Source organism: Erythrobacter aureus (assembly GCF_003355455.1).
In the GTDB taxonomy this organism is placed as follows: domain Bacteria; phylum Pseudomonadota; class Alphaproteobacteria; order Sphingomonadales; family Sphingomonadaceae; genus Qipengyuania; species Qipengyuania aurea.
Map to the genome: position 1 here is coordinate 986634 of NZ_CP031357.1, position 17356 is coordinate 1003989.

Annotated in this window: 15 protein-coding genes; 8 read left to right on the forward strand and 7 right to left on the reverse strand. The window is 62.4% G+C overall.

Annotated features, from left to right (window positions below; genetic code table 11):
• The first annotated feature begins 9 nt into the window (after window positions 1-9).
• The 3 genes from DVR09_RS04895 (at window position 10) to DVR09_RS04905 (ending at window position 1625) form a co-directional block, all read left to right on the forward strand.
• On the forward strand, window positions 10-471 hold the full coding sequence (locus tag DVR09_RS04895) for a Dps family protein (protein ID WP_115415947.1): 462 nt from the start codon (window positions 10-12) through the stop codon (window positions 469-471).
• Window positions 472-546: 75 nt separating this feature from the next.
• A complete protein-coding gene (locus DVR09_RS04900) occupies window positions 547-1167 on the forward strand; it encodes a 6-phosphogluconolactonase (RefSeq protein ID WP_115415948.1) in 621 nt (206 codons plus the stop codon).
• Complete coding sequence (locus tag DVR09_RS04905; protein WP_115415949.1) at window positions 1155-1625, forward strand: NUDIX domain-containing protein; 471 nt, start codon at window positions 1155-1157, stop codon at window positions 1623-1625. The genes DVR09_RS04900 and DVR09_RS04905 overlap by 13 nt, the downstream gene beginning before the upstream one ends.
• A 70-nt stretch (window positions 1626-1695) precedes the next feature.
• On the opposite strand, the gene dinB is transcribed toward DVR09_RS04905, so the two are convergent.
• Entirely contained in the window at window positions 1696-2814 is a 1119-nt protein-coding gene (gene dinB / locus DVR09_RS04910; protein ID WP_115417791.1) for a DNA polymerase IV, read from the reverse strand.
• A gap of 67 nt (window positions 2815-2881) precedes the next feature.
• Here dinB and DVR09_RS04915 point away from each other — a divergent pair, with 67 nt between their 5' ends.
• Window positions 2882-4147, forward strand: a complete 1266-nt coding sequence (locus DVR09_RS04915) for a multidrug effflux MFS transporter (RefSeq protein WP_115415950.1) — start codon at window positions 2882-2884, stop codon at window positions 4145-4147.
• A 79-nt stretch (window positions 4148-4226) separates the two neighbouring features.
• On the opposite strand, the gene DVR09_RS04920 is transcribed toward DVR09_RS04915, so the two are convergent.
• From DVR09_RS04920 to crtY, 6 genes are all read right to left on the reverse strand, one after another.
• Entirely contained in the window at window positions 4227-5774 is a 1548-nt protein-coding gene (locus DVR09_RS04920; RefSeq protein WP_115415951.1) for an acyl-CoA carboxylase subunit beta, read from the reverse strand.
• Between the two features lie 110 nt (window positions 5775-5884).
• Complete coding sequence (locus DVR09_RS04925; RefSeq protein WP_115415952.1) at window positions 5885-7756, reverse strand: acetyl/propionyl/methylcrotonyl-CoA carboxylase subunit alpha; 1872 nt, start codon at window positions 7754-7756, stop codon at window positions 5885-5887.
• Window positions 7757-7901: 145 nt separating this feature from the next.
• Entirely contained in the window at window positions 7902-8843 is a 942-nt protein-coding gene (locus DVR09_RS04930; RefSeq protein WP_174223722.1) for a phytoene/squalene synthase family protein, read from the reverse strand.
• Between the two features lie 77 nt (window positions 8844-8920).
• Complete coding sequence (locus tag DVR09_RS04935; protein WP_115417792.1) at window positions 8921-9502, reverse strand: LOG family protein; 582 nt, start codon at window positions 9500-9502, stop codon at window positions 8921-8923.
• Between the two features lie 8 nt (window positions 9503-9510).
• Window positions 9511-11061, reverse strand: coding sequence for a phytoene desaturase (locus DVR09_RS04940; RefSeq protein ID WP_115415954.1), 1551 nt, complete (start codon window positions 11059-11061; stop codon window positions 9511-9513).
• Entirely contained in the window at window positions 11058-12245 is a 1188-nt protein-coding gene (crtY, locus tag DVR09_RS04945) for a lycopene beta-cyclase CrtY (RefSeq protein ID WP_115415955.1), read from the reverse strand. Before crtY ends, DVR09_RS04940 begins: the two co-directional genes overlap by 4 nt.
• 228 nt (window positions 12246-12473) lie before the next feature.
• Between crtY and DVR09_RS04950 the strand changes: the two genes are divergently transcribed.
• The 4 genes from DVR09_RS04950 to DVR09_RS04965 all read left to right on the forward strand — a co-directional run bounded on the left by DVR09_RS04950 (window position 12474) and on the right by DVR09_RS04965 (window position 17288).
• Entirely contained in the window at window positions 12474-13313 is an 840-nt protein-coding gene (locus DVR09_RS04950; RefSeq protein ID WP_115415956.1) for a MipA/OmpV family protein, read from the forward strand.
• A gap of 85 nt (window positions 13314-13398) precedes the next feature.
• The gene (locus DVR09_RS04955) at window positions 13399-14952 is read left to right on the forward strand and encodes a flavin-containing monooxygenase (protein WP_115415957.1); all 1554 of its coding nucleotides are present in this window, start codon (window positions 13399-13401) and stop codon (window positions 14950-14952) included.
• Window positions 14953-14960: 8 nt separating this feature from the next.
• Complete coding sequence (locus DVR09_RS04960; RefSeq protein ID WP_115415958.1) at window positions 14961-15359, forward strand: hypothetical protein; 399 nt, start codon at window positions 14961-14963, stop codon at window positions 15357-15359.
• 105 nt (window positions 15360-15464) lie between these two features.
• Window positions 15465-17288 (forward strand): DUF885 domain-containing protein, encoded by a 1824-nt coding sequence (locus tag DVR09_RS04965; protein ID WP_115415959.1) that lies wholly within the window; start codon window positions 15465-15467, stop codon window positions 17286-17288.
• The last annotated feature ends 68 nt before the right edge of the window (window positions 17289-17356 follow it).

Genomic DNA, 17356 nt, shown 5'->3' on the forward strand with positions numbered 1-17356 from the left:
GGTAATTTCATGGCTGAAGTCGGAGACAATTCGAAAGCCGGTCTGGTCGGCGCACTCAATGGCGCCCTGGCGGATACGGTGGCACTTTATTTCAAGACGAAAAACTTTCACTGGCACGTGGCCGGGCCGCGATTCCGCGATCTGCATGTGCTGTTCGACGAGCAGGCGGCGCAACTGATCGGGATGGTCGACGATCTCGGGGAGCGCGTCCGCAAGAACGACGAATTCACCCTCACTTCGATCGGGAGCGTCCAGAAACAGACGCGGATCGAGGATCAGGACGATGTGACACTCGCGGCCGATGCGATGGTTGTCGAACTGCGTGACGACAATAAGAAGCTGCATCGGCGTCTGGGCGAGGTAAAGGAAGCGGCCGAAGAGGCGGGCGACAACGCCACCAGCGGCATTGTCGATGACTGGATCGACCAGTGCGAGGAACGCATTTGGTTCCTCAACCAGACCAGCAAATAAACCCATCGCCATGCGAATGCGCATCGGGGCCGCCTTTCCCCTTGGGGATGGGCGGCCTTGGTGTATCAGGTGGCAATGGAAAACGTCACTATCGTCGAGGGATCCAGCGACAGCGCGATTGCGGACTGGCTGGCAGTGCAACTGGGCCGGGCGCTCGACGCTGGCGAGGGCTTGATTCCGATTACCGTGCCAGGTGGCTCCACGCCTTTCCCAATCATGGAAGCTTTGCTGGAGCACGATCTCGACTGGACCAGGCTGGTCGTCTGGCCTGGCGATGACCGCATGGTGCCCGAAGATCACGTGGCCTCCAACACAGGCAAGTTGCGGGATATGTTCGAACCGGCCGGCGCCGAAGTGGTCACGCTGACCGAGACCCTACCGGTGCCGCATTTCGCGCTCGCCTGGCTGGGAATGGGGGCCGATGGACACATTGCTTCGCTTTTCCCCAACACCGATCCCCAGATAGGCGAGCCGCGCAAGGTTGTGCGTCTTACCCCGGATCCGCTGCCTGAGGAGGCGCCGTTCGACCGGATCAGCCTGACGATCCCGGCGCTGCTCGCGAGCGATGGGATCGTGTTCGTCATCCGTGGGGATGAGAAACGGGCGGTGTTCGATCAGGCAGTTGCGGGAAAATCCGATCTCCCGGTTGCGCGGTTGCTGGCTGCGGCTAGACAACCGGTAACATGTTTCATCTGATCCCAAAGCCAGTGCACAAGCTGGCGCTCAGATTCGGTCATCGATTGCGTCATCACTGGCGCCGGATCACCGGCAGAACCGGACGGGGTGTGAGCATCGTCGGCCGCGACCTCGACGGCCGGATACTGCTGGTCCGGCACAGTTACGGTCCGAACGGCTGGTATTTCCCCGGCGGCGGGATCAGGCGAAACGAGACGAGCGAACAAGCCGCGTACCGCGAAATGCGCGAGGAGACCGGCTGCGCTATCGTGAGCATGGTGCTGGTCGGCGTGATCGAAGAGGAACTCTCCGGCGCGCCGCACACGGCCTATCTTTTCGACGGAGTGGTCGATGCCATGCCCCGGCCCGACGGCCGCGAAGTGATCGAGGCGCGTTTCTTTCCGACGCACTCGCTCCCCGAGCCGCTGAGCCCGCGAACGAGGGCACGGCTGAAATTGTGGCAGGCACGCAAAAGCTAGACGGTCTCCGCACGCATCTCAGGGTGAACTGTGGTCTCTTGGTAGCCGCTTCCCCAAGCTTGCCCGGATGTTACAGGAGCGAGAGCTGACTATCGGGACGCGTCTGCTCTTCCCCGCCCTCCCGCTCGAGCTTGGAGAGTGTCAGCCCCATCAACCGGATCGGCATCGGTAAGGGCAGCACTTCCTCGAGCAGCGCGCGGCCGATGGCTGCGAATTCCTCTTTCGAGGCGATGGGGCGGTCGACCGTCTTCGCTCGGCTGAAAATCTGAAAGTCGGTATATTTCATCTTCAGCGTGACCGTCCGACCTGTGGCTTCGGCGCGTTCGATATAGCCCCAGACGATATCGATGATGTCTTCCATGGTCTCGCGCAGTTCGCTGCCCGAGGACAGATCGCGACTGAAGGTCCGTTCGCCGCCGACCGACTTGCGGACGCGGCTGGAACGTACGGGGCGCAGGTCGATCCCACGCGCGGCTCGGTAAAGATAGTCGGCAAAGCTGCCGAAATGCGCGCGCAGCCACTCGATATCCTTCATCGCCAGATCGCCGCCCGTTGCGATTCCGAGCTTTGCCATTTTCTCCGCTCCCTTGGGACCGACGCCATGGAACCGCCTGATCGGCAGATCGGCGACAAAATGCGAGCCTTCGCCCGGACGGATGACGCACAGCCCATCCGGCTTGTTCTGATCGCTGGCGATCTTGGCGAGGAACTTGTTGTAGCTGACCCCCGCGCTCGCGGTCAGGCGCGTCTTCGCGCGGATTTCCTGTCGGATCAGCTCGGCGATCCGCGTCGCGCTGCCAATGCCGAGCTTGTCCTCGGTTACGTCGAGATAGGCTTCATCGAGGCTCAGCGGTTCGACCAGATCGGTATGGTGACGGAAGATCGCGCGGATTTGCTGCGAGACTTCGCGATAGACGTCGAAGCGGCTTTTGCAGAAAATCAGGTTGGGGCACAATCGCTTGGCGGTGACCGAGGGCATGGCGCTGCGCACGCCGAACTTGCGCGCTTCGTAACTTGCGGCGGCCACCACACCGCGCCCGCTCGATCCGCCAACGGCCACCGGCTTGCCGCGCAGTTCGGGGTTGTCGCGCTGTTCGACGCTGGCGAAGAAGGCGTCCATATCGACATGGATGATCTTGCGAAGGCCCTCGGCCTCGCCTTCGTCGTCCGTGTCTTTCGGGTCACTCATCGCTGCACCAGCATAAAGGCGCGGGTTGCAAAGCGGAACCTTGTCCGTCACCTGCCATTTCGTGCAAATGCGAAACGATCATCTTGCCAGCGGCGAAAGGCCGCTACCCGACCGTGCGCGCCGCCCGGCGATCGGGGAACGCGAGCTGATCTGGATGATGGCGCTGCTGATGGCGTGCAACGCTTTCGGTATCGATGCCATCCTGCCCGCTCTCGACGAGCTGGCCGGAAGTCTCGGTGCGCAAGGGAATGACCGGCAGTTCGTGGTCGGGGTTTATCTGCTGGCGGCGGGTTTCGGCACGCTGATTCCGGGCTCTTTCGCCGATCGCTTCGGCAGGCGGCCCGTGCTGTTTGCGGCGCTCGGCGCGTATATCGTGCTGTCACTGGCCTGTGCTGCTGCCACAAGCTTCACGCAGTTGATCGTTCTCCGGGCACTGCAGGGCTTCTTCGCGGCGGGGATCATTGCCTTGCCGCCCGCGATCATCCGCGACCGGGTGGGCGGCGACAAAATGGCGCGGATGATGAGCCTTATCTTCGTTATCTTCCTCCTGGTGCCGGCGGTGGCGCCAAGTATCGGGCAGGGTGTTCTGCTATTGCTGGGCGACTGGCGCTGGATTTTCGTCGCGATGGCCTTGCTCGGCGTGACGATGACGGTCTGGGTGTATGTGCGCCTGCCCGAGACGCTGCATGACGATGATCGCCAGGAGATCAATATCTCGGTTATCGGCCGGAACATGCGCAGGGCGGTCACCCTCCGGTCGACCATCGGCTATACGCTGGCGAGCGCGCTGGTTTTCGGCGGGTTGTTCGGCTTTATCAATTCCTCGCAGCAGCTCATCGGCGAAGCCTTCGGTGCGGGCGATATGTTCCCGCTGCTCTTCGCCTTCTGTGCGGGCAGCATGGCGCTCGCCAACTGGTCGAACAGCCGTATCGTCGAACGCTTCGGCGCGCGCCGGGTAAGCCATTCCGCGCTCTTCCTGTTCATCGTGGTGTCGGCCCTGCAATTGTGGTTCGCGACCCAACCGAACGAAAGCCTGTGGACCTTCGTGCCGCTGATGGCCGCGAATATGAGCCTGCTCGGCTTCATCGGCGCGAATTTCGGCTCGATCGCCATGCAGCCTTTTCGCCACATCGCGGGAGCGGCTTCGAGTGCACAAAGCTTCCTCCGCATGACCACTGGCGCTACGCTGGGGGCAGCGGTGGGTTATGCCTATGACGGCACGGCGCGCCCTTTGGCGCTCGCGCTACTGGTTTCCGCGATCATGAGCCTGCTATTCGTGCTTTATTCCGAGCGCGGCTCGCTGTTCGGGCCGCCGGAGCCCGAGGTGGAATAAGATCTCCGCAGGAGAACGGGCAAGAGCAGCAGGGCCGGGACGGATATCCTGACCGGATAGGGGATACGGGGATACTGGCCTATCCGCTTTCCAGCTTCCGCCATGCCAGCCCGGCAAATTCGCATAGCAGCGGGCGCGTGTCGCGCGGGTCGATGATGTCCTCGACATTGAAGCGTTCGGCGCTGCGGAACGGCGAGGTGACCTTGTCGAGCCGCGCGCGAATTGCGTCGAGCTCCGCCGCGGGATCTTCGGCGGCTTCCAACTCCGATTTATAGGCCACTTCCAGCCCGCCCGCGATCGGCAGGCTGCCCCAGTCGCCGCTCGGCCAGCAATAGCGATACTGGTAGGTTTCGGCATTGCTCATCGCGCTTCCCGCAATACCATAGGCACGGCGCAGGACGATCGAGGCGAGCGGGACACTTGCCTTGTAGATCGCGTTCATCGCCTGCACGCCGTAACGGATGGTCCCCGCCATTTCCGCCTCGCGCCCGATCATGAAGCCGGGATTGTCGACCAGATGGACGATGGGCAGGCGGAACTGGTCGGCAAGCTTGACGAACCGCTCCACCTTTTCGCTCGACTTGGCATCCCATGATCCGCCGAGATAGCTCGGGTCGCTTGCCAGAACCGCCACCGGCCAGCCATCGAGCCGTGCGAGCGCGGTAATGCAGGCGCGGCCCCACATGCGGCCGATTTCGAATACGGTGCCCTGGTCGAATACCATCTCCATACAGCGCCGCATCGAATAGACCTGCTTGTCCTGGCGCGGGACGAGCGAGAGCAGCGCTTCCTCGCGCCGGTGGACCGGGTCGGTACAGTTGGAGCGGCGCGCGAGCTGGCCGACATACTCGGGCATGAAGGACAGGAAATGCCGCGCGCGGGCGAAGGCTTCGGCTTCGCTCGATACTTCGTCATCGACCACGCCATTGCGGGTGTGGATGCCGCTTCCGCCCAGGTCTTCCTTGGCTTGGCTGTGGTCGTCGGAGCCCCTGTAGCTTTCACCCAGCCCATCGACCACGGCAGGCCCGGCGGCGAAAATCTGGCTGAGGCCCTTGACCATGATCGAATAATGGCTCGCGACCGTTCGCGCTGCACCAAGGCCTGCGGTGGGGCCGAGTGCGAGCGCCACCACAGGGACGGTGTCGAGGTTTTTCACTACGTCCGACCAGCCAGGCACGGCAGGGATATAGGTCGCGCCGATCTGTTCGAGCGTCTTGACGCTGCCGCCACCGCCCGTGCCGTCGATCATACGGATGAGCGGGAGTTTCAGCTCATGCGCCATCTTCTCGGCCTGCACCATCTTGCGGCTGATCCCGGCATCCGCCGCGCCGCCGCGAATGGTGAAATCGTCCGCCGTCGCGACGACGGGGCGGCCATTGATCAGTGCCTTGCCGAACAGAAAAGGGGCGGGAAGGACAGACTGTAGATTGCCCTCCTCGTCATAGGAGCCGCGCCCGGCGATCTTGCCGATCTCGCGGAAGCTGCCGTCGTCCACCAGCGCGGCAAGCCGGGCGCGGGCATCCATCTTGCCGCGTGCATGCTGACGGGCGACCTTCTCCTCGCCGCCCATCCGTTCGGCCAGCGCCTCGCGCTGGCGCAGTTCTTCGAGTTCTTTTTCCCAGCTCATCCTTGTCTCGTCCTTGCGAGTGCAGCGAAGCAATCCAGAGCAAAACGCGCGACAGTTCTGAATTGCCGCGTCGCTTCGCTCCTCGCAATGACGAAGTATTGAGGGCTTGCCTAGTCTTCCACAGGCTCCACCACCGCCAGCACGGCCTCGACCTGTACTTGCCCGCCTTCGCTGGCGGAAAGCTCGGTCACGGTCCCGTCGAACGGCGCGGTGAGCGCGTGTTCCATCTTCATCGCCTCGAGCACCATCAGCCGCTGGCCTGCGGTGACTGCGTCGCCCTCGGCTACATCGACCGCGATGACCTTGCCCGGCATTGGGGCAAGGATAGCGCCGTCACCCACCGCTCCGGCACCCGAACCGCGCGCCTGGCGTTCGAAGACGAAGCTCTGTCCGTCTGCGAAGACCACTGCGCGTTCGGGGTCAACGAAGCCGGTTGCATGGCTTTCGGCATGCGTACGCGCAGCAGGAATACTGCGCGTTTCGCCCTTGTGGGTGAGCACCGCGTCGAGCGCGCCCGGCGCGTTGAGGCGCAGACCGATGGGCAGGTCGTCGTGCTCCTCGGTCTCTGCCAGTGCGACGAAGTCGGCAGCGGTCTGCCAGATCTCGGCATCGGCCTCGTCGGAGGACACGAGCACGTCGAGCTTGGATTCGATGAAGCCGGTGTCGAGATTGGCTTCCTCGAAATCCTCATCGCGCAGGCAATTGGCGATGAAGGCTGCGTTGGTCTTGACCGGCCATATCTCGACGCTTTCGGCGATATCGGCGAGCTGGTCGATCGCCTCGGCGCGGGTCTCGCCCCAGACGACGAGTTTGGCGACCATCGGGTCATAGAAGGGCGAGATCATGTCGCCTTCCTCGACCCCGGTTTCGATCCGGCCTTCGACGCCGAGGTCGAAATGCTCGAGCCGTCCGGTCGAGGGCAGGAACCCGCCGGTCGGGTCTTCGGCATAGAGGCGCGCCTCGATCGAATGGCCGTCGATGAAGAGTTCGTCCTGCGTGGCCGGGATCGCCTCGCCGCCCGCCACGCGTAGCTGCCATTCGACCAAGTCCACCCCGGTGATCTCCTCGGTCACCGGGTGCTCGACCTGAAGCCGCGTGTTCATTTCCATGAAGAAGATGCGGTCGGCGCGCAGGCCTTCGCTGGCGTCGGCGATGAATTCGATCGTGCCCGCGCCCTCGTAGTCGACCGCCTTGGCAGCGCGGACGGCGGCGGCGCAGATTTCTTCGCGGGTCGCCTCGTCCATGCCGGGGGCGGGGGCTTCCTCGATCACTTTCTGGTGACGACGCTGCAATGAGCAGTCGCGTTCGAACAGGTGGACGACATTGCCGTGGCTGTCGCCAAAGACCTGCACTTCGATATGGCGGGGGCTTGTGATCCACTTTTCCAGCAGAACTTCGTCGTTGGAGAAGCTGGCCTTGGCCTCGCGCCGGCAACTTTCGAGCGAAGCTGCGAAGTCCTCGGCCTTGTCGACCTTGCGCATGCCCTTGCCGCCACCGCCCGCGACCGCCTTTATCAGCACGGGATAGCCGATGGCATCGGCCTCTTGCTTGAGGCGCTCGAACGACTGATCCTTGCCCTCATAGCCGGGCGTCACCGGCACGCCCGCCTCGCGCATCAGCTTCTTGGCGGCGTCCTTGAGGCCCATCGCCTCGATGCTCGACGGCTTCGGGCCGACCCAGATGAGGTCAGAGTCGATGACAGCCTGCGCGAAGCCCGCATTCTCCGACAGGAATCCGTAGCCGGGATGGATCGCTTCGGCGCCGGTCTGCCTGGCGGCGGCGATGATTTTCTCGCCTACCAGATAGCTCTCCGCAGCGGGGGAGGGGCCGATATGCACCGCCTCGTCGGCGCTGCGCACGTGGAGCGCCTTGGCATCGGCATCCGAATAGACTGCGACGGTGGCGATCCCCATCTCACGCGCGGTGCGGATGATGCGGCAGGCGATTTCGCCGCGATTGGCGATAAGGAGCTTCTGGATCATGCGGGTGCCGCTAACTCATTTTTCAAGTCATTGCGAGCCGCAGACGAAGCAATCTATCGCCAGTTGTGTCGGCAATCCTCATTGTTGGATGATGGATTGCCGCGTCGGCCCCGCAAGCCTGCTCGCAATGACTGCTAGTACGCTGTTACCACCCGGCGACAGGGCGGAAATCGTGGCGGCTCCAGATGATCGGCTCTTGCGGGCCGCTGGGGCGGTTCCAGACCGCCTCACCGAAAGCGGCGACGATGTGCCACAGCTTTTCCGGCCCGCTAACCCGTGTGCGGGTGTCCCATGCGACTTGCCCGCGATTCAGGACCTTGCGCCCGATCGCGCCATAGATGCGCGCGGCGGCGAGCACCGCCCAGCGCTGGCGAAACCGCAGCCGTTTGGCGCCGAGTTTGGAAGCGGCTTCGTGCTTTTCCATTAGCGCGATCATGCGGGGCATCAGGCTGGCGAGCTTGAAGCGGTTTTCGGGCAGCGCGTGTTCGCCCTGTTCCCAGCCCATCTCTTCGAGCCAGACCTTGGGCAGATAGCAGCGCCCGGCCTGCGCATCTTCCACGATATCGCGTGCGATATTGGCGATCTGGAAGGCCAGTCCCAGATCGCACGCCCGATCCAGCGTTTCCCCATCGTCTGCGGGGACGCCCATGATCCGGGCCATCATAATGCCGACCGCCCCGGCGACGTGATAGCAATACCGCATCATGTCCTGTTCGGTGGTGGGGCTCCAGCGCGTGGCGTCCAGCGCGAAACCGGCGATAACGTCGTTCGCCTCGTCCAGAGTCAGCCCGCATTCGTGGGCGACGAGACCGAACGCATCGAAGGCCGCATCGGCGGTAGGCTGCTCCTCGAAGGCGCGCTTCGTGAGGATGCGCAGTGCCTGAACGCGATCCTCTGCATCCTTGGGCGTGCCCTGGTCTCCCAGCGGACCGCCCTTGTCCTGATTGTCGGCGATATCATCGCAGCGGCGGCACCAGGCATAAAGCAGCCAGCTGCGTTCGCGCGTGGCCTTGTCGAACAGTTTCGAGGCGGCGGCGAAGCTGTGCGAACCCTGCTCGATCGAATCGAGCGATTTTTCGACCAGCATAGCCCGGTCCCGCCCGCCGCCAGCCCGGGCGGGCGTTGGTCGCAGATAGCGCGACGGGGCGAGAGGGCGGGGCTTGTTCAGAGGTCGTCGGCCTTCATCTGGAAGATCGGGGTGTGCGGCTCGTAGGCCGTCATTCGGTCGAGCAAACCGTCGAGCGTCGTGTCGTGGACGAGAATGCTCTGGTGGACGGGACGGACGAAACCGACATCGGCCATCTTGCGGTTAAAAGCGATCAATTCGTCATAGAAGCCGAAAGCGTTGAGCAGGCCGACCGGGTTGTTGTGATAGCCCAATTGTGCCCAGCTCATGGCCTCCCACAACTCGTCCATCGTGCCGACGCCGCCGGGAATGGTTATGAACCCATCGGACAAGTCGGTGAAGCGCTGCTTGCGCTCGTGCATGCCGCCGACGGTGTAAAGCTCGGTACAATCGTGATTGGCGACCTCGCTGTTGGCGAGCGCATCGGGGATGACGCCGACCACCTCTCCGCCTGCTTCCAGTGCGCCGCGCGCGGTGGCACCCATCAGACCGAGCCGGCCGCCACCATAGACGACGCCGATCCCTTTTTGGGCAAGACCCTTGCCGACATCGTAGGCGAGTTGAATATAGCGCGGATCATCCGGCGAAGCCGATCCGCAATAGATCGCAAGTCGTTTCATATCGCGGCTCATACCGCCAGATCCTCCAGCATAAGTCCCGCAGTCGCCTTGGCGCTGCCTACCACGCCGGGGATACCGGCGCCGGGATGCGTCCCAGCACCGACGAGGTAGAAATTGTCAAGCACATCATCGCGATTGTGCCCGCGGAACCAGGCGCTCTGCGTCAATACGGGTTCCAGGCTGAAGGCGCTGCCCATATGGGCGTTGAGGTCCATCGCGAAATCGCGCGGCGCGTAGTGGAACTTGGTCACGATCCGCGAATGGATATCGGGGATCAGGCGCCGCTCCAGCTCGTCGAGAATGCGTTTCTCGAGCAGCGGGCCCATTTCTTCCCAGTCGACTGCCAGCTTGCCCATATGGGCCACGGGCACCAGTGCGTAGAAAGTGCTCATGCCCTCGGGCGCCATGCTCGCATCGCTCACCGTCGGGTGATGCAGATAAATCGAGAAATCCTGCGGCAGCACGCCGTGATCGTATATGTCTTCGAGCAGGCCCTTATAGCGCGGCCCGAACAGGATCATGTGGTGCGGGATGCCCGGCCAGGTCCCTTCGATCCCGAAATGGACCACGAACAGGCTGGGGCTGAAGCTTTTGCGCGACAGGCTCCGGGCATAGTCCGCCCCGCGCTTGGAGCCAGCCAGCAGGTCCTTGTAGCTGTGCATGATGTCGGCATTGCTGGCGATTGCGTCGAAGCGGTGGCGCCAGCCCGAATGGGTTTCCACCTCGGTTACATGTTTTCCCAGAGTATGGATATGGACCACCGGATCGTGCAGTCGTACGGTCCCGCCGATCCGCTCGAAATGCTTGACCATGCCGGCGATCAGCCGGTTGGTGCCGCCCTTCGCCCACCACACGCCGCCATCCTTCTCCAATTTGTGGATCAGCGCATAGATGCTGCTGGTCTTCATCGGATTGCCGCCGACCAGCAGAGTGTGGAAGCTCAGTGCTTCGCGCAGTTTCTCGTTTTCGACATAGCTCGAAACCATCGAATAGACGCTGCGCCAGGCCTGCTGCTTGGCCAGCGCGGGCGCGGCCTTTATCATCGATTTGAAGTCCAGGAAGGGCACATGGCCGAGCTTGACGTAGCCTTCTTCGTAAACGGCTTCGGAATATTCGAGGAAGCGCTGATAGCCCGCGACATCGGCCGGGTTGAGCTGCGCGATTTCGCGGAATAGCTGTTCCTCGTCGTTCGAATAGTCGAACTGGGTGCCGTCGGGCCAGTGCAGGCGGTAAAACGGCATCACCGGCATCAGCTCGACGTCTTCGGCAATGTCGTGCCCGGTAAGCGCCCACAATTCCTTCAGGCAGTCGGGATCGGTGATGACCGTCGGCCCGGCATCGAAGGTGAACCCGTCCCGTTCCCAGAAATAGGCCCGACCGCCGGGTTTGTCGCGCGCTTCGACCACGGTAGTCTGGATACCGGCAGATTGCAGCCGGATGGCCAGCGCGAGACCGCCGAAACCGGCGCCGATCACGCAGGCGCTCTTGCCCGTGGCGACGGGATCGACGGGCTGTTCGCCGGAACCTGCGGCGGTGGGGGTGTTGAGTTCGGCGTTCATTGCGACCTTTCATGAACGAGCGGGTTGCCCTTGCCAAGCAGCGCCCGGATTGCGGCTGTTACAGCTACGGGCGGTTTGCCCGACAGGATGCGCAGCTTGTCCGCGAGCGTTGGACGCCCGGCATAGAAGCGTTCGACCAGCGGTTCGCGCAGGCGATAGAAGCGTTCGAACACGCGATATCGTTCCCCCGGCTTCGCGGCATCGAACAACATCCGGCCCAGCCGGCGGTAGAAGCGGGTGGCGCGCCAATGATCGTGGACGCGTTTCTCGAACAGCGCGGCGATCTGGGGTCCCGGCCTGTCTGCCACGCGGGCTAGGGCCAGGGCATTGGCAACGGCGAAGGGCAGAGTGTAACTGGTCAGCGGGTGCGTGAAGCCGCCGCGTGCCCCGGCGCGCACTATGCCAGCTTGGCCCAGGCTGCGGCGGTACGCGGTAAAATCACCGCCCGTGATTACCGGCAGGATTCCGGTTTCCCCGCCAAGGGTGTTTCCCCGCCACCCCATTGCCTGGCAATAGCTATCGATACGTTCCGACAGCACATCGCGATCGAGCACGGGGGCATCGGCGTAATAGGTGTCCTCTACGAAAAGCTCATTCGCGTTCAGCGGCAAAGTATATACGAACCGGTACGCGTCATGCTGCCTTACCCGCGCATCCATCACGATCGGACAGGCAAGCCCATGTGGGGTGTCCGTCCGCAGATGCCGTCCCATGAAGACCTGCCAGCCGCCGCGCAGATGCGCGGAAGGTTCGAAATCGCGGCAATCGACCACAACCCGGGCGGCCAGGCTCGCGCCGTTTTCAAGGGTGATACCATCCGGCGTCAGCTCGACGGCGCGCGAATTTGTGCGGATCGCATCCTGTGGCAGTTCGCGGCGCAAAGTCGCGTCGAAGTCGCGGCTTGCGAGCGATCGATAGGTCGAGCCGAGGCGGCGCTCATGGCCGGGAAAGAAGACGTCGTATCCGGCATCCCATTCGGTCTTTGCGAATGGGGCCAGCAGGGCGGCGCCATCATCGTCGAGATCGCTGGTGAACCAGCTCCACCGGTGGTTCCCGCCAAAGGCATCGCCCGCTTCGACAAGGGCGATCCGCATCTGGGGATGGCCCTTGCTGACGGCCAGCGCGGCCAGCCCGCCCGCCAGCCCGCCGCCCACGATGGCCATGTCGATCGCGCGCCCGTTCATTGCGTTCAGGGCTTAGGGGTGAAGTGCGGCTCCGGCAATTGCGCAGTTCCCGCACGGGCTAGAAACACGGTTCGGTGCCTGGTGGCGATGGCGACTGCCCGTCCCATTTCCACCTTTCCCGGTGGTCGTGCCGCAAAGTACGTGCCGCATTCGATCTGGCAAGAAGGCCAGGAACATGACATTGTCATAAGTGTTAGACAGCAAACAGGGAAATCCAGGGATATACTTATGAAATCGATGCTCGCCCTCACCGGCTCGCTGGCGTTGCTGGGTGCTGCGCCCGTGCAGGCACAAAATGTCGAGAACCTGCCTGCCGAAGAGGAAACGGTGTTCGATGGCGACTGGTTTTCCATCGGCGTAGGAGCCGTCTATTCGGCAAGCTACGATGGTTCCGACGACTATGTTTTCAGCCCGATTCCCATCGTGCAGGGGAAAATCGGCGGCGTGCGCATCAATCCGCGAGCGGGCGGGGTAGCCCTGGATTTCGTCAACGACCAGAGCGAAGGGGCGAAAATCTCGGGCGGGATCGCGGCGCGCCTCAATCGCAATCGTGCAACTCAGATCGAGGACACGGTGGTTTTGAGCTATGGCGAGCTCGACACGGCTTTCGAAGTCGGCCCCAGTGTGGGGATCAGCTTTCCCGGCGTGATGAACCGCTTCGACAGTCTCAGTTTCAATGTCGATACTCTGTGGGACGTTGCAGGCGCGCATGACGGCATCGTGGTCAGACCCACGGCGACATATTTCACGCCGCTCAGCCGCGGCATGGCAATCTCGCTTTCTGCTGGCGGAAGCTATGTCGACGACGATTACGCTCGATATTACTATTCCGTCCCCGCTGGCGGGGCCTTGCCGCAGTTTCAGGCCGAAGGGGGGTGGGACAGCGTCGGGGTGAACCTGCTCGCCGGGATCGATCTCAACGGCAATCTCGCCGATGGCGGTCTCGCACTGGTGGTGCTGGGAGGTTACTCGCGCATGCTGGGCGACGCCAAACAGACCCCCTTCACGTCCATTCGCGGTGATGCGGATCAATGGATGGGCGCCTTGGGGATCGGCTACACCTTCTAACCCTGGACGGGCCTGTCATTTGATGCGGATCAATGCATCGCTCTTCTCTCTCATGCGATAGATTCGCGCGAGAGAGGAGAGGCTGATGAACGTTGTCGGCAATATAGAGAGCGATACGGCGATCCATGTGGACGTGCTGATCGTGGGGGCTGGAATTTCGGGGATTGGCTCTGCCTATCACTTGCAGGAGCAGTGCCCTTGGGCGCGTTACGCCATCCTGGAGATGAAAGACACGTTCGGGGGCACCTGGGATACGCATAAATATCCCGGCGTGCGGTCCGACAGCGATCTCTACACCTTCGGTTACCGCTTCAAGCCCTGGGTCGGCGCGCCTATCGCCAGTGCCGGTGAAATCCTCAAATATATGGGCGAGGTGATCGAGGAAAACGGCATCGACGAGCATATCCGCTACGGCCACCGCATCACGTCCTGTGCCTATGCGCGCGATACCGGCCTCTGGACCGTTACGGCGACCCGGCTGGAAGACGGTGCCGAACTGACCTTTACCTGCAATTTTCTGTGGATGTGCCAAGGCTATTACGACCACGAAAACCCCTATCTCCCGCCCGAGTGGCAGGAAAAGGGGCTCGCCGACTTCCAGGGTGATTTCGTCCACGCGCAGGAATGGGACCCGGATTACGATTACGAAGGTAAGCGGATTCTTGTGATCGGATCGGGTGCTACCGCGGCCACCGTGGTTCCGGCCTTTGCCGAAAAGGCCGCGCATGTGACCATGCTGCAGCGCTCGCCGACCTATTTCTTCTGTAGCGAAAACAAGAACGAACTGGCCGACCGTCTGCGCGAAATCGGTGTCGACGAGCCAACCGTGCATCGCATCGTGCGCCAGCAGATCATGTACGATCAGGACCAGCTTACCCGTCGCTGCCAGAAAGAGCCCGATGTGGTGTTCGAGGAACTCAAGGAACTGGTGCGCGCCTTCACCGGCAAGCCCGATTTCGAGTTCGAACCGCATTTCACGCCGAAATACCGGGTTTGGCAGCAGCGCCTGGCATTCTGCCCGGACGGCGATGTGTTCAGGGCGGCGGTCGATGGCAATCTGACCGTGGTCACCGATACGATCGAGCGCTTTACCGAGACCGGCGTCACCACCTCTTCGGGCGAGGAGATCGAAGCAGACCTTATCGTGGCCTGTACCGGGTTCAACCTGCTTGTCATGGGCGGCATTCCGTTCACGGTCGATGGCGAACGTGTTGATTGGTCGGACACGGTGACCTACCGCGGGATGATGTTCACTGGCGTTCCGAACATGGCATGGGTGATGGGCTACTTCCGCGCTAGCTGGACCTTGCGCGTCGACATGATGGGCGATTTCGTTTGCGGGATGCTCAACCACATGCACGGCAGGGGCGTCGACCGTGTCGAAGTGCAGTTTCGCCCAGAGGACCGGGAAATGGACATCCTGCCCTGGATCGAGGCGGAGAATTTCAACCCCGGATATCTGATGCGCGGGCTCGATGCGATGCCGCGGCGCGGCGACAAATCCGAGTGGCGACACAATCAGGATTACTGGCGCGAACGTGAGGAGATCCCCCGGATTTCCTATGACGCGCCCGAATTCGTCTATTCCGGCGAACGATCGATAGGCACGAAGAAAAAGGAGCAGGCGGTCACCGCCTGAGACAAAAGATGGACGCGTTTGATCCCACCGCCTGGAGCGCCGCGTTGCTCGGCCTGTTCTGTATCGCCGTCGCTATCGGCGCATTGCGCCAGCCCGGCCTGTGGCGCCAGATGGTGGACGAGATCGACGGTTCGCCCGCACTCCAGCTCATCAGCGGGTTTTGCGAGCTTTCCGTCGGCGCGGCCATCTTTCTCCTCAACCCGTGGATTCAGGGCGATCTCCTGGCCATGATCGTGAAGACGATCGGCGGATTGATGATGGCGGAGGCGCTCGTCGTCATGGCGATGAGCGACATCTATTTCCACTTCTGGCTCAAGAATCTCGCCGCTTTGCACCGGCTATGGCCGCTCTTCACACTGATGGCCGGGCTGGCGCTCGCCACAGCGGGGATGATCCGACTCGCCTGAACGAAGCCGCCCGTCGATGGGAATCGCACGGTCGTCGGACGGTATGGTTGTGCCGCATCCACGGTTCTGTATTGCATGGGCAATACAGATGTCAGAGGAATATCCATGAAATTCGCACGCCACGCGCTCGCTTCGGGCGCCGCCCTCTCGCTTATCCTTGCCGCCGGTCCCGCACTGGCGCGCGATAGCGAGGAGACGACCCAATCCGCATCCGAGACGAGCGAACACGACAAGCTGTTTACCCTCTTCGCCGAATCCGATGCGCGCAGCCTCGCGCTCAACCCGATCGGTCGCCTGTTCCGAGGCGACGACACCAATGCCGACCGCCTCGGCGACTATTTCACCGATTCGATGTTCCTTGCCGCGCGGACCGACACCCAGCTCAATCTCGCGCTTCTCGCGCAGATCGACCGGGCGAAGCTGAGTGAAACCGATCAACTCGCCTATGACGTGTTCAAGTATAATCAGGAATCGGCGCTGCGCGGCCAGACCGACGAAATCCGCGAACTGACCGAAGTGCGCCCGATCAACCATTTCGCCGGCTTCCACACCTTTTACCCGAACTTCGCCAGTGGCGATAGCGCGGCGCAGTTCGAGACGATCGCCAATTACGAGGACAACCTCAGCCGTCACGACGACTATATCGCGATCACCGACCGCGCGATAGCACGCTCGCGTCAGGGGATGGAATCGGGTGTGGTCGAAACCCGGCTGACCATCGACCGGGTTGTCAAGCAGCTCGACACGCTGCTGGCGGTTCCGCTGGCGGATTCGATGTTCATGAAACCGGTGAAGACCTTCCCCGAGGATTTCTCTGCGGCAGACAAGGCGCGACTGACCTCGGCCTACGAAGCCAAGACGAAAGAGCTTTACGCCACGCATGAACGGCTGCGCGATTTCCTGCGCGACGATTATCTGCCGGTGGCCCGCGAAAGCGTCGGCCTGAGCCAAATGAAGGGCGGCGAGAAGCTCTACGCCCACATGATCGAGCAGACCACCACGCTGCCGCTTACGGCCGACTATCTGCACAATCTCGGCCTTAGCGAAGTGGCGCGGATCAAGGGCGCGCTGGAGGAGATCAAGGCCGAAGTTGGCTTTACTGGCACACTCAACGAATTCTTCGATTATGTCCGCACCGATGCCCAGTTCAAGCCGGAAAGTCGCGAGGCGCTGACCCAAAGCTATTACGATATCGGGAAAGAGGTCGATGCAAAGATCGGCCAGTATTTCTCGGTACTTCCCAAGGCCCCGCTCGAGATCAAGCCCTATGACGAATCGATCGAACAGTTTCAGGCTGGCGGTTCCTATCAGTCGGGTCCGCCTGACGCCTCGCGCCCCGGCACCTTCTACTTCAATGCCTATGACCTGCCGAGCCGCCTGACGACCGGCAATGTCACCCTCTACCTCCACGAAGGCGCGCCGGGTCATCACTTCCAGATCAGCCTGGCGCAGGAAAACGAGGATCTGCCTGCCTTCATGCGCTTCGGGGGCAACACCGCCTATGTCGAAGGCTGGGCGCTTTATTCCGAGACGCTGGGCTATGAGATGGGGTTCTTCGAGGACCCATGGAACCGCTACGGCACGCTGCAGGACGAACAGCTTCGCGCCATGCGACTGGTGGTCGATACCGGCCTCCACGCCAAGGGCTGGACCCGCCAGCAGGCGATCGACTTCATGCTGGAAAACTCAGGCATGACCGAGACCGAGGTGGTGGCCGAGGTAGAGCGCTATATCGCGATCCCGAGCCAGGCACTTGCCTACAAGGTCGGTGCTTTGAAAATTCAGGAACTGCGCCAGAAGGCGGAAGGCCGGTTGGGAGACGATTTCGACATCCGTGAATTCCACGCCCAAGTGCTCGATACCGGCAGCCTTCCGCTACCGGTGCTCGAGGCCAAGATCGACCGCTGGATTGCTTCCAAGGCCAGTTAGCAACGGGCTTGGGCGGGGATTGCCATCCGCCCCAACTGGCGACAGCCCCATCGCCGCGCTAACCCCGT

What these genes read in the sequence shown, in the direction of transcription:
- DVR09_RS04895 (WP_115415947.1), top strand. Translation starts at nt 10, where the DNA reads ATGGCTGAAGTCGGAGACAATTCGAAAGCCGGTCTGGTCGGCGCACTC.
- DVR09_RS04900 (WP_115415948.1), top strand. Translation starts at nt 547, where the DNA reads ATGGAAAACGTCACTATCGTCGAGGGATCCAGCGACAGCGCGATTGCG.
- DVR09_RS04905 (WP_115415949.1), top strand. Translation starts at nt 1,155, where the DNA reads ATGTTTCATCTGATCCCAAAGCCAGTGCACAAGCTGGCGCTCAGATTC.
- dinB (WP_115417791.1), bottom strand. Translation starts at nt 2,814, where the DNA reads ATGAGTGACCCGAAAGACACGGACGACGAAGGCGAGGCCGAGGGCCTT.
- DVR09_RS04915 (WP_115415950.1), top strand. Translation starts at nt 2,882, where the DNA reads ATGCGAAACGATCATCTTGCCAGCGGCGAAAGGCCGCTACCCGACCGT.
- DVR09_RS04920 (WP_115415951.1), bottom strand. Translation starts at nt 5,774, where the DNA reads ATGAGCTGGGAAAAAGAACTCGAAGAACTGCGCCAGCGCGAGGCGCTG.
- DVR09_RS04925 (WP_115415952.1), bottom strand. Translation starts at nt 7,756, where the DNA reads ATGATCCAGAAGCTCCTTATCGCCAATCGCGGCGAAATCGCCTGCCGC.
- DVR09_RS04930 (WP_174223722.1), bottom strand. Translation starts at nt 8,843, where the DNA reads ATGCTGGTCGAAAAATCGCTCGATTCGATCGAGCAGGGTTCGCACAGC.
- DVR09_RS04935 (WP_115417792.1), bottom strand. Translation starts at nt 9,502, where the DNA reads ATGAAACGACTTGCGATCTATTGCGGATCGGCTTCGCCGGATGATCCG.
- DVR09_RS04940 (WP_115415954.1), bottom strand. Translation starts at nt 11,061, where the DNA reads ATGAACGCCGAACTCAACACCCCCACCGCCGCAGGTTCCGGCGAACAG.
- crtY (WP_115415955.1), bottom strand. Translation starts at nt 12,245, where the DNA reads ATGAACGGGCGCGCGATCGACATGGCCATCGTGGGCGGCGGGCTGGCG.
- DVR09_RS04950 (WP_115415956.1), top strand. Translation starts at nt 12,474, where the DNA reads ATGAAATCGATGCTCGCCCTCACCGGCTCGCTGGCGTTGCTGGGTGCT.
- DVR09_RS04955 (WP_115415957.1), top strand. Translation starts at nt 13,399, where the DNA reads ATGAACGTTGTCGGCAATATAGAGAGCGATACGGCGATCCATGTGGAC.
- DVR09_RS04960 (WP_115415958.1), top strand. Translation starts at nt 14,961, where the DNA reads ATGGACGCGTTTGATCCCACCGCCTGGAGCGCCGCGTTGCTCGGCCTG.
- DVR09_RS04965 (WP_115415959.1), top strand. Translation starts at nt 15,465, where the DNA reads ATGAAATTCGCACGCCACGCGCTCGCTTCGGGCGCCGCCCTCTCGCTT.